Source organism: Streptomyces sp. NPDC056231 (genome assembly GCF_048270745.1).
Taxonomy (GTDB): domain Bacteria; phylum Actinomycetota; class Actinomycetes; order Streptomycetales; family Streptomycetaceae; genus Streptomyces.
Genome location: NZ_JBLVKW010000005.1, coordinates 70,655 through 84,131, shown reverse-complemented (window position 1 = coordinate 84,131; position 13,477 = coordinate 70,655). Strand labels below are relative to the sequence as shown.

Annotated in this window: 10 protein-coding genes; 4 read left to right on the top strand and 6 right to left on the bottom strand. The window is 68.4% G+C overall.

The genetic code is table 11. The features are described from left to right. Positions 1–77 precede the first annotated feature (77 nt). Both ACNPQM_RS06845 and ACNPQM_RS06840 read left to right on the top strand, forming a co-directional pair. Positions 78–1,397: a purine-cytosine permease family protein gene (locus ACNPQM_RS06845; protein WP_418083280.1), complete on the top strand. Its 1,320-nt coding sequence runs from the start codon at positions 78–80 to the stop codon at positions 1,395–1,397. Continuing rightward, entirely contained in the window at positions 1,398–2,687 is a 1,290-nt protein-coding gene (locus ACNPQM_RS06840) for an MFS transporter (protein ID WP_418083279.1), read from the top strand. Positions 2,688–2,886: 199 nt separating this feature from the next. Here the strand turns inward: ACNPQM_RS06840 and ACNPQM_RS06835 are convergent, their stop codons facing one another. From ACNPQM_RS06835 to ACNPQM_RS06810, 6 genes are all read right to left on the bottom strand, one after another. Then, positions 2,887–4,098 (bottom strand): amidohydrolase, encoded by a 1,212-nt coding sequence (locus ACNPQM_RS06835; protein WP_418083278.1) that lies wholly within the window; start codon positions 4,096–4,098, stop codon positions 2,887–2,889. 83 nt (positions 4,099–4,181) lie between these two features. Beyond that, the gene (locus ACNPQM_RS06830; RefSeq protein ID WP_418083277.1) at positions 4,182–5,183 is read right to left on the bottom strand and encodes an ABC transporter ATP-binding protein; all 1,002 of its coding nucleotides are present in this window, start codon (positions 5,181–5,183) and stop codon (positions 4,182–4,184) included. Beyond that, positions 5,180–6,193 (bottom strand): ABC transporter ATP-binding protein, encoded by a 1,014-nt coding sequence (locus tag ACNPQM_RS06825; protein WP_418083276.1) that lies wholly within the window; start codon positions 6,191–6,193, stop codon positions 5,180–5,182. The genes ACNPQM_RS06830 and ACNPQM_RS06825 overlap by 4 nt, the downstream gene beginning before the upstream one ends. Continuing rightward, positions 6,193–7,194 carry an ABC transporter permease gene (locus ACNPQM_RS06820; protein ID WP_418083275.1) on the bottom strand — a complete coding sequence of 334 codons (1,002 nt, stop codon included), beginning with the start codon at positions 7,192–7,194 and terminating at the stop codon, positions 6,193–6,195. Before ACNPQM_RS06820 ends, ACNPQM_RS06825 begins: the two co-directional genes overlap by 1 nt. 59 nt (positions 7,195–7,253) lie before the next feature. Then, positions 7,254–8,972 (bottom strand): ABC transporter substrate-binding protein, encoded by a 1,719-nt coding sequence (locus tag ACNPQM_RS06815; protein ID WP_418083274.1) that lies wholly within the window; start codon positions 8,970–8,972, stop codon positions 7,254–7,256. A gap of 44 nt (positions 8,973–9,016) precedes the next feature. Continuing rightward, a complete protein-coding gene (locus tag ACNPQM_RS06810) occupies positions 9,017–10,024 on the bottom strand; it encodes an ABC transporter permease (protein WP_418083368.1) in 1,008 nt (335 codons plus the stop codon). A 346-nt stretch (positions 10,025–10,370) separates the two neighbouring features. Between ACNPQM_RS06810 and ACNPQM_RS06805 the strand changes: the two genes are divergently transcribed. Beyond that, positions 10,371–11,873, top strand: coding sequence for a chlorohydrolase family protein (locus tag ACNPQM_RS06805; protein WP_418083273.1), 1,503 nt, complete (start codon positions 10,371–10,373; stop codon positions 11,871–11,873). 872 nt (positions 11,874–12,745) lie between these two features. Then, the gene (locus ACNPQM_RS06800; protein WP_418083272.1) at positions 12,746–13,288 is read left to right on the top strand and encodes a DoxX family membrane protein; all 543 of its coding nucleotides are present in this window, start codon (positions 12,746–12,748) and stop codon (positions 13,286–13,288) included. The last annotated feature ends 189 nt before the right edge of the window (positions 13,289–13,477 follow it).

Here is a 13,477-nt window from a genome sequence, read left to right as displayed (position 1 = left end):
TCGTCCCACGCCCGTCCGCACTCCCGGCGACCACGGGAGTGGGACGACAGGACCTGCCCCACCTCGGAGACTCGCCCATGGACAGTCGTATACCCGTCGCGGCCGATGCCGCGCACCCGAGCGCAGAGCTCGACTCGGAGTACGAGCACAGCCCCGTTCCCCGGGAACGCCGTAAGTCCCTCCTGACCGTGTCGGCCGTGTGGTTCGGATTCCCGATGATCCTCACGAACGCCGTACCCGGCGGGGTCGTCGTCGCCGTCCTGGGATTCTGGCGCGGGCTGGCCGCCATCCTCGTCGCCAACCTCGTCATGTTCGTGTACGTCGGCCTGCTCAGCTATCGAGCGGGCAGCACCGGCGAGAATTTCGCCCTCCAGGCCACGAAGACCTTCGGCCGCATCGGTCATGTCGTCGCATCCGGCTTCCTGGCCACGATCGTCGTGGGTTGGTTCGCCTTCAACACCGGCGCCACCGGAGCGACCCTCCACCAGGCATTCGGCTGGCACGAACAACTCGTCGCCGTACTCGCGGGCGCTGCCTTCGTCGCGATCACCTATCTCGGCATCCGTGCCCTGTCGTGGCTCGGTGCCGTCGCCGCGCCGCTGTTCATCATCGTCGGTCTGACAGCCCTCGTCCTCGTGTCCCGGGACCACAGCCTGGGTGCGGTGCTCGACTACCAGGGCGTCGCACCGGACGGCGCCATGACGTTCGGCGCGGCCGTGTCGCTCATCATGGCCACGTTCGCGGACTCGGGCACGATGACCGCCGACTTCACCCGATGGTCCAAGAACGGCAAGCAGGCCGTCCTCGCCACCGCGACCGCGTTCCCGCTGGCCAGCATGGTCGCCCAGATCACCGGCGGCATTGTCGTCGCAGCCGGTGCCATCGCCTCCGCGGCAACGGTCGGCGGCAACTTCCTGCCGATCCTCACGGGTGACCACGGCCTCCTCCTCGACGCCCTCGCGGCCGTGTTCGTCTTCGTCAACCTCGGCTCGGTGTGCAGCCACTGCCTCTACAACGGGGCGCTCAGCTGGTCGCACCTGACCCGTACCAAGATGCGGATCACGACCCTCGTCCTGGGCATCATCGGCACTGCCGCCGCCCTCGCCGGCGTATGGGACCACTTCCTCGACTGGCTGGTCATCCTCAGCGTCTTCGTCCCGCCCCTCGGGGGGGTGCTCATCGCCGACCAGGTGTTCCTGCGCAGCCGCGTCGACCGGCGCCCCACCACTGCCGTACGTCCCACGGCCTTCGCCGCGTGGGCAGCCGGCGCCATGGTGGGCGGGCTCGTGCACTGGTACGCGCCGCAGTTCTCGGACGCCGTGAGCGGCCTCGTCGTGGCGGTGGTCGCGTACGTGGTTCTGGAGCGGGTCCTCGCGAGGCCGGCGGTCGCGCGTTAGATGGCCTCCCCTTCAAGGAACCACACTGTTGCGACACCCACAGTCCCGAGAGCGACCGGGGCCCTGTCGTCCCTGCGGAGCAGCACCAGCTTCCGGTGGCTGTGGGTGTCCAACCTGTTCTTCTTCTGCGGGGCCTGGACGCAGACGCTGATCCTGGGCTGGCTCGTCTTCGAGACGACCCGCTCCGAGATGCTCCTCGCCGTGTTCACCGCGGTGCGCCTGGCCCCGATGCTGCTCGGCCCCTTCGCCGGGGTGCTGTCGGACCGGTACGACCGGGTACGCCTTCTCGCCCTCGCCTGCTCCTGGGCGTTGGGCGCGGTGGCAGTGGTGGCGACGATGGAGTCGTTCTTCCGGGTTCCGTACTGGGCGCTGGTGCTCGGCGGGCTTGCCATCGGCCTGGCCCAGTCGCCGTCCCAGCCCGCCCGTTTCGCGTTGGTCCTCGATCTCGTCGGACGGGAGAACCTGAGCAACGCGAACGCCCTGAACGCCATGGCGATGAACATGACCCAGGTCGTCGGACCTGCCATCGGCGGCGCGATGATCAGCACCCTGGGTGCACCTGAGGCCCTCTGGATCTCAACTGCTTGGTACGGGGTATCACTTGCTGCCCTGTGGCCGCTCCGCACCAGCGGCGGACGCACGAGCGGGGCCGTATCCGGTTCCGGCCCCGGGTCTGTCGTCACGATGCTGCGCGCCGGCGTCCGTGCCGTGCTCACCAACCGGCTCGCCGCGGGCGTTCTCCTTGTCACGCTCGCGGCGAACGTCCTTCTGTGGCCCATCTACCAAGCATTCATGCCCTTTTTCGCCCAAGAGTCACTGGGCCTCGACGCCGCAGGCCTGGGCTGGCTCCTGACCTGCAGTGGCGCGGGCGGACTCGTCGGTTCGCTGGTCATCGCCACGCTCGGCGACTTCAGGTTCAAGGGTGGCCTGTTCGTCTTCGGCACGGCGACGTGGGCGTCCCTGTGGTCGCTCTTCGCGCTGTCCCACAGCAGGGCTCTCTCCTTCGCCCTGATGGCGTGCATCGGCGTGATGAGCGCGTCCTTCGGCGTACTGCAGACGACCCTGCTGCTGATGGTCACCAAACCATCGGTCCAGGGGCGCGTCCTGGGAATCCAGGAACTGGCCATCGGTGTCATGCCGTTCGCGTCGCTCGGTCTCGGCGCGGCGGCGCAGTGGGCCGGAGTGGGGACGACCACGTTCCTGAGCGCACTGCTGCTGGTTGCCGTGCTTGCGGTGCTCGCGCTCTGTGTTCCTCAGCTCGTGAGGTACAGCGGAGACGAGGCCGTATAGTCGCGCGCTTTCCCCGTTCACGCGCCACGAGACGTCGGCGGTGCTTCACTTCCAAGGGCTGTCCCGCCCCGGAAGTGGCCGCAAAGGCCGGCATTCCGCAGCCGATGGCGATGTCCGTGATCATGGCGGTCTGCGGGCCCAGTTCCCCGGTGCCGTGACCGGCAAAGCTTGCCGGTCACGGCTCTGCGGCGAGCCGGAGTCAGCGGCGTACCAGGGCCAGTTGGTCGGCCACGACGACGCCGTCGTGCAGGACGGTGCGGTCGCTGCCGCGGTCCATCACGGCACTGGCCGGCGTCTCGCCGTCGACCAGCAGCAGGTCGGCACGGTCACCGACGGCCAGGCCGGGCCGGTCGGCGACCCCGGCCAGCCGGGCAACGTCGTGACTCATGATCGAGGCCCCGCCGACAGTCGCGACCGCCAGCGACATTTCGATCAGATCATCACGGCGGAAGTTGTTGGTGAAGGCCAGTTGCCAGGTACGGTCGAGCATGTCGCAGTTGCCGTACGGGCTCCAGTAGTCGCGCTGACCGTCCTCGCCCAGGCCCACCCGTACGCCGGCCTCCGTCAGCGCCACCAGAGACAGCTGTCCGCGGGCCGGCGGTGCCACGGTGGCCATCGCGATGTCCAGCTCGGCGAAATCGTCGATGATGCGGCGGCTGACTGATTCGGAAACCGAGCCCAGCTCGTAGGCGTGGGACATCGTGACCTTGCCCTGCATGCCCAGCGCCCGGGTGCGCTCGAGCACCAGATCGGTGGAGAACACCCCGAGATGACCCGGCTCGTGCAGATGGATGTCCACCTCGACCTGGTACTTCTCGGCCAGCCCGAACACGACGTCCAGGTGCCCCTTGGGGTCCTTGTCGAGGGTGCAGGGATCGATGCCGCCGATCACGTCGGCGCCCGCCTTCAGCGAGGCCTCCAGGTAGTCGGTGGTGCCCTTCTCGCGGAGGATGCCGGCCTGCGGGAACGTCATGATCTGGACCTCGGCCAGATCGGCGAACTTCTCCTTCGCGGCCACCACGGCATCGAACTTCTCGAGCTTGCAGTCCACGTCCACCTGGGCGTACGACCGCACCCGGGTGGTTCCGCGGGTGATCATCCGCTCCAGCGTGCCGGCCACCCGCTCGTCGAGCGGGACCTCCGCGGTCCGCCAGTTCTCCCGGTCGTTGAGCATCATCGTCCAGACCCCCGGGCCGCCCGTGTGCGGCCGGAACGGCAGGCCGATCCGGGTCGAGTCCAGGTGCACGTGGACGTCGCTGAACGACGGCAGCAACAGCCGGCCGCGACCCTCGACCACCTCGCCGGTCGGCTGCGCGGCCGGGTCGTGCGGGCGGATCGCCGCGATGCGATCGCCGGACAGTTCGACGTCGCTGCGCTCTCCACCCCACGGGCGGACGTCACGGATCAACACTGTTGTCACCTTTCTGTTGCGTGGTACTACGGTGCGGCTTCCTGTTTGCGCGGCTCGGCGGTTCACAGGACGCGCGGAACGGCTCATCGGGCCGTCGTGGCCAGTGTGTCGGCGACGACGTCCGTGTGATGGCAGGCGATGCCGCGGCTCGGCACGGCGTCGTTGCACAGCTGCCGGCGTTCCGGGTCCAGCCGCGGATGTACCGGGCAGCGGGACCGGAACACGCAGCCGCGCGGCGGGTCGGCCGGGCTGGGCAGGTCTCCGGACAGCCGGATCCGCCCGCTCCGGTCTGCTGCCGGGTCCGGTTGTGGGACGGCGGACAGCAGCGCCCGGGTGTAGGGGTGGCTCGGAGCGCCGAACACCTCCTCGGTGTCCCCGTGTTCCATGATCCGGCCCAGGTACATCACCGCGATGCGGTCGGCGAAGTGCTGGACCACGGACAGGTCGTGGGCGATGAAGAGGTATGCCACCCCGGTGTCCCGCTGGATGTCCTCCAGTAGATTGATCACCTGCGCCTGCACCGAGACGTCCAGCGCGGACACCGGTTCGTCGCAGATGATCAGCTGCGGGTCCAGGGCGAGCGCCCGGGCGATGCCCACGCGTTGCTTCTGGCCGCCGGAGAACTCGTGCGGGAAGCGGTTGTAGTGGTCGGGGCGCAGCCCCACCCGGTCCATCAGATCCCGCACCTTGGCCTTGATGCCGCCGGCCGGCGTGACCCGTTGGGCCAGCAGCGGTGCGGCGATCGCACTGCCCACGGACTGGCGCGGGTTGAGCGAGGACGACGGGTTCTGGAACACCATCTGCACCCGGCGTCGGTACTCCTGGAGGTCCGAGCGGCGCAGTTCGGAGATCTCCCGGCCGTCGAGCCGGATGCTCCCGGAGGTGGGCTCCAGCAGCCGCATGAGGAGTCGGCCGGTGGTCGACTTGCCGCACCCGGACTCCCCCACCAGTCCGAGGGTCTGCCCGGCCTCGACCGAGAAGCTGACCCCGTCCACGGCTTTGATCAAGCCGCCGGCGGACCGGAAGGCGCCGGAGCGGCTCGAGAAGTGCTTGGTCAGATCGGTGACCTGCAGCAGCGGCGTCATCGGACCACCTCTTGGGCCGGTTCCAGGGTCGTCAGGTGGCACCGCGACGGGTGCCCGTCGGGTCCGGTCAGCGTCGGCCGGCGCGTACCACAGGCGTTGTCCGGCACCAGGTGTGCTTTCGGGCAGCGGTCCGCGAACAGGCAGCCGTCGGGCAGCGCCGACAGCGACGGCGGGAAGCCCGGGATCGGGTTGAGCCGCCCGGACCGCCTTGCCAGTGACGGCATCGAAGCCAGCAGTCCCTGGGTGTAGGGGTGTCGCGGGTCGGTGAACAGATCGGCGACGGTCGCCTGCTCCACGCACTCCCCGCCGTACATCACCACGACCCGGTGACAGACCTCGGCGACCACACCGAGGTCGTGGGTCACCAGGATCACCGAGGTCCCGGTCTCCTGCTGCAGTTCGCCCAGCAGATCGAGGATCTGGGCCTGCACGGTGACGTCCAGTGCGGTGGTCGGTTCGTCGGCGAGCAGCAGCTCGGGCTCGCAGACCAGCGCCATGGCGATCATCGCGCGCTGCCGCATGCCTCCCGAGAACTCGTGCGGGTACGCCGAGTAACGGCGGCTCGGGTCGGGAATCCCGACCCGGCCGAGCATATCGACGGCGACCTGCGCCGCGGCCTTCTTGGACACGTCGTTGTGCACCCGGTAGGCCTCGGCGATCTGTACCCCGACCGGGTAGAACGGGTGCATCGCCGACAGTGGGTCCTGGAAGATCATCGCGACCTTCTTGCCTCGGTAGGCACGCATCTGCGCCTCGGTGAGCGCGTTGAGATCCTGGCCGTCCAGAAGGATCTGCCCGGTGACGGTGGCCGAGGTGTCCTTGAGCAGTCCCATTAGCGCTTGGCTCGTGACGGTCTTGCCGGAGCCGGATTCGCCGACGATTCCGACGGTTTCCCCGGGCGCCAGGGTCAGGTCCATGCCGTTGACCGCGTGCACTACGCCGTCGTCGGTCGGGAAGCTCACCCGCAGGTCGCGGATGGCGAGGAAGGGCGCGGCTTCGGGCGTGGTCATCAGGCGACCCTCACTCGCGGGTCGATCACCGCGTAGACCATGTCGACCAGGACGTTGGCGACGATGATGAAGAACGCGGCCATCATGGTGATGGCCATGGTGACCGGCAGGTCACCGGCCTGCGCGGCGTGCACAGCGGTGAATCCGACACCCGGCACCGAGAAGATCTGCTCAGTGAGCACGGCACCGCCCAACAGGCCGCCGATGTCCAGCCCGAGCATGGTGACCACCGGGGTGATGCCGGCCCGCGCACCGTGCTTGAAGACGATCTGCCGCCGGGACAGGCCCTTCGAGCGCGCGGTGCGCATGAAGTCCTCGCCGAAGGTCTCCAGCATGTTGCTGCGGGTGACCCGGATGTACTGCGCGCTGAACAGCACGGCCAACGCCACCCAGGGCAGCAGGTAGTTCAGGAACCAGCCGCCCGGACCCGCGGCGCCGAACGGTGAGGTGATCTCGTTGGTGGTGAACGGCAAAAGGTTCAGCGTGCTGACGAACAACAGCAGCAGCAACAGGCCGGTCACCGGAATGGGGAGGGAGACCCCGACCGAGGCTGCGCCGACGATCAGCCTGTCGGTGAACCGGCCCTTGCGCAGCGCCGCGAGCAGGCCCAACCCGACGCCGGCGATGGTCCACAGCACGATCGCACCGCCGGCCACCGACAGCGTGTACGGCAGGGCCCGCGCGATGATCGTGGTGACATCCTCGTTGGTCTGGAACGACTTGCCCAGACACGGCCAGGAACACAGGGTTTCGGCGCCCGGCGCGCCCACCATGTGACTGCCCAGCAGTCCCGACATGTAGGTGAGGTACTGGGTGAGGAACGGTTTGTCCATCCCGAGCGCGACCCGGGCCTCGGCGATGCGTTGCGGAGTGCACTCCTGACCGCAGGCCGCCGCGGCCGGGTCCGCCGGGCCGAACTGGAACAGACTGAACGTCACGAAACTGATGACAAGCAGGAGCACGATCGTCGCGACGAACCGCCGCGTCAGGAAACCGGTCACGGGCGCGACCTGCCGGCTCGGGATGAACTCACCGTTCCACCTCTCTTGTGCCGCGAGCGTCAGTGCTCGGCGCCGACGATCGACAGGTCTATGGCGCCGAAGAAGTAACCCATCTGCGCGTTGCGGACCTTGGAGCCGACCACGCTGCTGGTGTAGCTGCGCACCAACGGAACCAGCGGGTAGGCCTGCATGGCCTGGTCGAAGAGGGTGGCCCACTTCTTGCCCAATTCCTCGCTGGACCCGTTGGTGCCACGCAGCTTGTACATGGCGCCGGAGATCTTCGGGTCGTGGTACCGCGGGATGTTGGAGAAGCCGTAGGTCTTCCCGTCCAGACTCGGCCCCACGTTCGGGTCGATGGTGGTGCGCACCGAACCGCTGTCCGCGCCGCCGCACCAGCCGCTGCGGGCGATGTCCGGCATCTGGTCACCGGCCAGCACGGTGTAGTAGTTGGCGGCCGGGATCGGGCGCAGCTGCAGGTCGATACCGAGCGCCTTGAAGTTCTGCTGCAGCACGGTGCCGACGTTCTTGTACCGGGCGTTGGTGTCCGCGTAGCCGTACACCAGCTTCTTGGGGACGTTCTTGCCTTCCAGGAGCTTCTTGGCCTCGTCCGGCTTCGGCTTGCCCGTCGGGTCCAGGTCGGTGTGTTGCTCGACGTATCCACGCTGGGCCGGGTTGATGTACGACTGGGCCAGCTTGCCGAACCGTGCGCCGCCGTACTGCACCTGGACGGCGCTGCGGTCGATGGACAGCGCCATCGCCTTGCGCACCTGAGGATCCTTGATCGTCTCGGTGTTGAAGTTCAGCACGTCCGTGCAGCCCAGCAGTCCGGCTGCGGTGCGCGCCTTGACCTTGGGATCGTTGAGCTTGGCCGCGTCGGACGCCTGCAGGCCACCGTTGCCGTCCAGTGTGATCGCCGTCGGATCCGAGTCGGCGAGCAGTTGCTGGCTGATGGTGGCCTGGGCGGTGGACAGGGTGAAGGTGAACGTGTCCGGCAGGGCGGGCCGGTTCGGATCCGTGGCCCGGTCCCACTGGTCGTTGCGGACCAGCTTCATCGATCGGCCGCGGTCGTACGACTTGATCTTGTACGGGCCCGACGAGACCGGGTGGTTGGTGTAGTCGAGCTTGGTGTCTGCGGCCTGTGGCACCGGCGCCGTGTTCGACCGCGAAACCAGCGCGGGGAACTCGGCGAACGGCTGCTTGAGGTGGAAGACGACGGTCTGGTCGTCGGGGGTTTCGATCGCCTTGAAGTCGCCGCCGGAGTAAGGCCCCTTGTACCCGTCGTCGGCCAGGGCGGAGTTCAGTTCCTGCGGTGCCTGGGTGAAGACATCGCGGGCGTAGGTGCGCTCGACCCCGTACTTGATGGCCTCGCTGGTGATGGGCGTGCCGTCCTCGAACTTCAACCCCTTCTTGAGGGTGTAGGTCCAGGTGAGGCCGTCGGCGGAGGGCTTGCCCAGGTCAGTGGCCAGATCCGGCACGATGGTCGGCGGCCGGCCGGCCGTCTCCTTGGCCATGGTCAGTGTGCGGTAGTAAAGCTGGCCGACGTTGGCGGTCTGCACGTAGTTGCTGTTGCCGGGGTCCAGCGTCTGGAAGTCCGAGGACATCAGGACGTTGATGTTCCCGCCCTTGGTGGCGTAGCCCTTCCCGACCGTCACCGGCGCGTAGGCGTCGGCCTTGGAGCCGGAGCCGGAACCAGGGGCCGGCTTGGCGCCGCCGCAGGCGGTCAGGGCCAGCCCGGCACTGACCGTCAGGGCGAGCGCCGTCATGGTGCTTCGTTTCACTGCGTCTCCTTGCGGACGGGAAAGGGATGGCACGGCAGGGTGGATCAGCTTCGGGAGGACTTGGGGTCCAGCGCGTCCCGGACCGCGTCGCCGAGCAGATTGAAGGCGAGCACGGTGATCACCAGTGCGCCGGCCGGGACGGCCAGGAACCACGGGTCGGAGAGGTACCAGTTCCCCGACTGGGCCGCGTTGAGCATCTGGCCCCAGGAGGGCGTGGGGTCCTTGACCCCGACACCGAGGAACGACAGGGCCGCCTCTGCGGTGATGTTGGTAGGGATCATCATGGTCGCGTAGACCAGCACGACCCCCATGACGTTCGGGATGATCTGCCTGAAGACGATGCTCCGATGCGAGGCCCCGTAGGCCTGGGCGGCCTCGACGAATTCCTGCTGCCGGATCGAGAGCACCTGGCCGCGTACGACTCTGGCCAGGTACGCCCAGCCGAAGAATCCGAGAATGATCACCAGTGAGGCGATCGGCACCAGGCTGCCCGAATCGAACACGGTGCCACGCAGCCGGGACTGCATGATCGGGGTCAGCGACAGTACCAACAGCAGGTGCGGGAAGGCCAGGAACAGATCCATCACTCGGCTGATCACCATGTCGACCTTGCCGCCGAAGTATCCGGCGGCGGCGCCGAGCACGGTGCCCAGTACCACCGACACCACCGTGGACAGCAGCGCGATGGTCAGAGAGATCCTTGCGCCGTAGGCCATGCGGGCGAAGATGTCGCGACCGAGCCCTGGTTCGAGACCGAGCCAGTGCTCGCCGGACGGGAATCGGTAGTACGACAGCGGCAGGCCCGGCGTGGAGAAGTCGTCCAGGAAGTCCGGCCCGGTCCGGGCGGTGAACGGATCCGATCCCTCGATGGCCACCAACACCGGGGCCAGGATTGCGAACAGCACCATCAGAGCCACCACGATCAGCGCGGCGATGGCGATTCGACTGCGGCGAATCCGAAGCCACGCCGTGCCCAGCAGCGACCGCGCGGTGGCGATCTCCTCGGCGGTTCTGCGCTCGGCTGTTGTGGCCGCGGAATCCGGTGACGACAGGGTGGCCACCTGCCCGTCGGAGGGCTCCGGCACGCCGGCGGGGCGCGTCCGACTCGGCGACTCATGCGGATCCGGCACGTCGGTCCTTCGGTGCTCGGGGGTGTGGGTGGCCGGAACGGTATACCAATAATCGCGGTTTCCACTAGGGTGCTGCGGCATCGGGTGCATCCCCGCACGGGTGGACCGTCAGTCGCTTCACTTCCCATGTCATGGAGAGGTTATGGTCGCGCAAATGAGGGTGCGAGCTGCAGTTGACGGGCCCTTCGATGGAGGGTGCGGCGACCCCTACTCGGGTCACCGGCAGTCAGTTCGCTAATTTGGTTTACCAAATATGAAAGGGGTGCCGATGAAGACCCTGGTGACCGCTTCCTGGGTGATCGCCCACGACGGACGCTCGCACGTGGAGATCCCGGACGGCGCCGTGCTGATCGACGGCGACACCATCGTCGATGTGGGTGAGCGCGCCGAACTCGACCGGCACCAGGCCGACGAACGCATCGACCTCGGTGACGCGGTGGTCACCCCCGGCCTCATCGACCTGGACGCCCTCACCGACATCGACCACCTGATCCTGGACTCCTGGGCGTCCCCGGAGTCGGCCGCCGGCTTCACCTGGTCGACGGAGTACTTCGCCGCGCCCCGGGCGGTGTTCGACGCCGCGCAACGGCGCACGGTGCGCGAGTACGCGCTGGTCCAGCTCGCCCTGCACGGCATCACCAGTTACATGCCGATCGCCTCCGAGGTGCACAGCGATTGGGCGGAGACCTACGAGGACTTCGTGGCCATGGCCGAGGTGTCCACGCGACTGGGGCTGCGCGCCTTCCTCGGGCCGTCGTTCCGCTCCGGGGTCAACGTGATCGGCGTCGACGGCAAGCGCACCGTGAAGTTCGACGAGGAGGCAGGCCGCCAGGGTCTGGCCGACGCGCTGCGGTTCCTGGACCACACCGCGCAGCTCGCCGATCCTCTGGTGACCGGGGTGCTGCTCCCGTGCCGGATCGAGACTCTGACCCCCGACCTGCTCCGCGACGTCGCCGAGGCCGCGCACCAGCGCGGCGCGTTGGTGCGCCTGCACGCCCTGCAAGGCCTCGCGGAGCGCGAGTACATCCAACACACCTACGGGCGTACCCCGCTGCAGCTGATGGCCGACTCCGGGCTGTTGTCCGACCGGCTGATCGTTCCGCATGGGGTGGTGCTGGATGTGCATCCCGAAGTGCTCGGCAGGGACACCGGGGACGTTGCGACGCTGGCCGACGCCGGTGTCTCGATCGTGCATTGCCCGCTGACCAACGCCCGGTATGCCCACCATCTGCACACGTTCGCCGGCTACCGGGCACAGGGGGTGAACCTGTGTCTGGGCACGGACTCCTTCCCGCCCGACCTGATCCGGGGAATCGACGTGGGCACCCAGGTCGCCAAGCTCCAGGCCGGCGACCTGGGCCAGGGCCATCTCTCCGGCTACTTCGAGGCGCTCTGGACCGGTGGGGCGACCGCGCTGCACCGCCGGGACCTCGGGCGTCTGGCCGCGGGGGCCACCGCCGACCTGGCGGCGTTCGCCCTGGACGACTTCCGCATGGGTGTCACGGAGGATCCGCTGCGCACCCTGGTGCTCAACGGCACTGCCCGCGATGCAGTCCTGACGATGGTCGCGGGCAAGGTGGTCATGCGCAACGGTTCGCTCCCCGGTGTCGATCTCACCGCGCTGAGGCGAGCCGGTCAGCAGCTGTTCGATGTGATGCGCGCGGCCTACCCGGAGCGCGACTATCGTCGGCGCACGGTGGACGAACTCTTTCCACCGGTATTTCCACTGTCGTCTCAGCGGGCGGTGGGTGGCGCGTCGGGTGCTCTGTGAGCCGGGGTGCAGTTCCTGGACCGCGCTCGACGCGGTCCGCCCGGCCCCTCGCGAGGACGGGACCGACGCCACCGTGGACCAAGTCCGCGCGGTGAACGGACACCGCCCAGCGCGTTGACAAGAAACAGGCGGCTCCGACCGAGCGGCAATTGCCGTCGGTCTGATGAACGTCGAACCTGGATGGTTACGAGGTTCCGGTTGGGGAAGCGCTGGGCGACGGGGCGCGAGGGCGGGGTATCCAGCCGGGGCGGGGCACGGCGAGCCACCATCGCGAAGCCCCGCACCACCGCTTCGGGCCGCGGCGCGATCAGCGCCATCAGCGCGCCGACACCGCCCGCGGCCCCCGGTGCGAGTGCCGGCACCACCGACTGCCAGGCCCTCGTCAGCGGATTGCGCCGCCCGCGCAGCGGCAGCCACAGCGCCGCCCACAGCGGCCGAGGCCGATCCCGCACAGCGCTCGGAGGCCGGCGCGGCGGGCCCGGCGAAGAGCCGTCCCACATACCGGCCGTCGGTGGCCGCGGAGGCGCACGGGTGGTCCGCGACCGACAGGCCGGCCAGTTCCTGACCGGCGAGGAAGAGGCACGTCGAGGAGGTGCCGGCGATCGTGGGCGGATTACGGCACCAGTCGTCCTCGTCGTACGACCCTCCCGACTCCGGTACCGGCAAACGCCGGCGGAAACTGCGGCCCCCGCCCCGTCCCCTCACTGTCGGGCGGGGGGCGATGCTACCGACGGTGCCTGAACCGGCGCCATCCGTGATGAGGCATCCCCCTGCCCGCAATTGCAGTTGCTTGAAGTTTCACGCAACAGGTAAGCTTCCTCGTAACGCTTGAATATTCAACTTCTACTCCCTGCGGAAGGGCACGTGAAAAAATGACCTCCACCCTGCACACCACCCCCTCTTCCGGTGCCCGCACGGAGGGCCCCTCTCCGTACGCCTACGACGTGGGGCTGCTGATCCTGCGCCTGGTCCTCGGTCTGACAGTGGCGGCCCACGGTGCGCAGAAACTCTTCGGCTGGTTCGGTGGCGGCGGGCTTGAGGGCTTTGGTCAGTTCTTCACCACGAGTGGCTACCCTTCCGGCGAAACCATGGCGCTGATTGCCGGACTCAGTGAAGTCCTCGGCGGACTCGGCCTTGTGCTCGGACTGCTCACGCCGCTCGCGGGCGCTGCCGTGCTCGGCACAATGATCAACGCGCTCGCGGTCAAGTGGGGCGGGGGCTTCTTCGCCCCGACAGGTGTCGAGTATGAACTCCTGCTGTCCGCAGGTGCGGCCGCACTGGCCCTCACGGGGCCGGGCAGGTTCGCCGTCGACCGTTTTCTTCCTGGGCTGCGGGCCCATCGCCTTGTGTACGGTGTCGCGGCCTTGGTGCTTGGCGCCGTGATCGCTGCGCTCGTGCTGCTCATCCGCAACTGACCGCTGTTGTTCGCTCTGGTCTCCGCCGGCAACGTCCTCGGCTTCGTCGTCGAGCGCGGGCTGCCCGGACGCGCGGCCTTGTAGGCCCAGGACACGGACCACGGCCACGAGCCGGTCTTTTCCCCCTCTCACTCACCGCCGACAACTACTTGCCGCGGCAGCCCGGCCGGGCACTGCTCGGCCCCACCG

Excerpts from the sequence above, each read along its gene's own strand:
- ACNPQM_RS06845 (WP_418083280.1), top strand. The coding sequence starts at position 78 with ATGGACAGTCGTATACCCGTCGCGGCCGATGCCGCGCACCCGAGCGCA.
- ACNPQM_RS06825 (WP_418083276.1), bottom strand. The coding sequence starts at position 6,193 with ATGACCACGCCCGAAGCCGCGCCCTTCCTCGCCATCCGCGACCTGCGG.
- ACNPQM_RS06805 (WP_418083273.1), top strand. The coding sequence starts at position 10,371 with ATGAAGACCCTGGTGACCGCTTCCTGGGTGATCGCCCACGACGGACGC.
- ACNPQM_RS06830 (WP_418083277.1), bottom strand. The coding sequence starts at position 5,183 with ATGACGCCGCTGCTGCAGGTCACCGATCTGACCAAGCACTTCTCGAGC.
- ACNPQM_RS06800 (WP_418083272.1), top strand. The coding sequence starts at position 12,746 with ATGACCTCCACCCTGCACACCACCCCCTCTTCCGGTGCCCGCACGGAG.
- ACNPQM_RS06840 (WP_418083279.1), top strand. The coding sequence starts at position 1,398 with ATGGCCTCCCCTTCAAGGAACCACACTGTTGCGACACCCACAGTCCCG.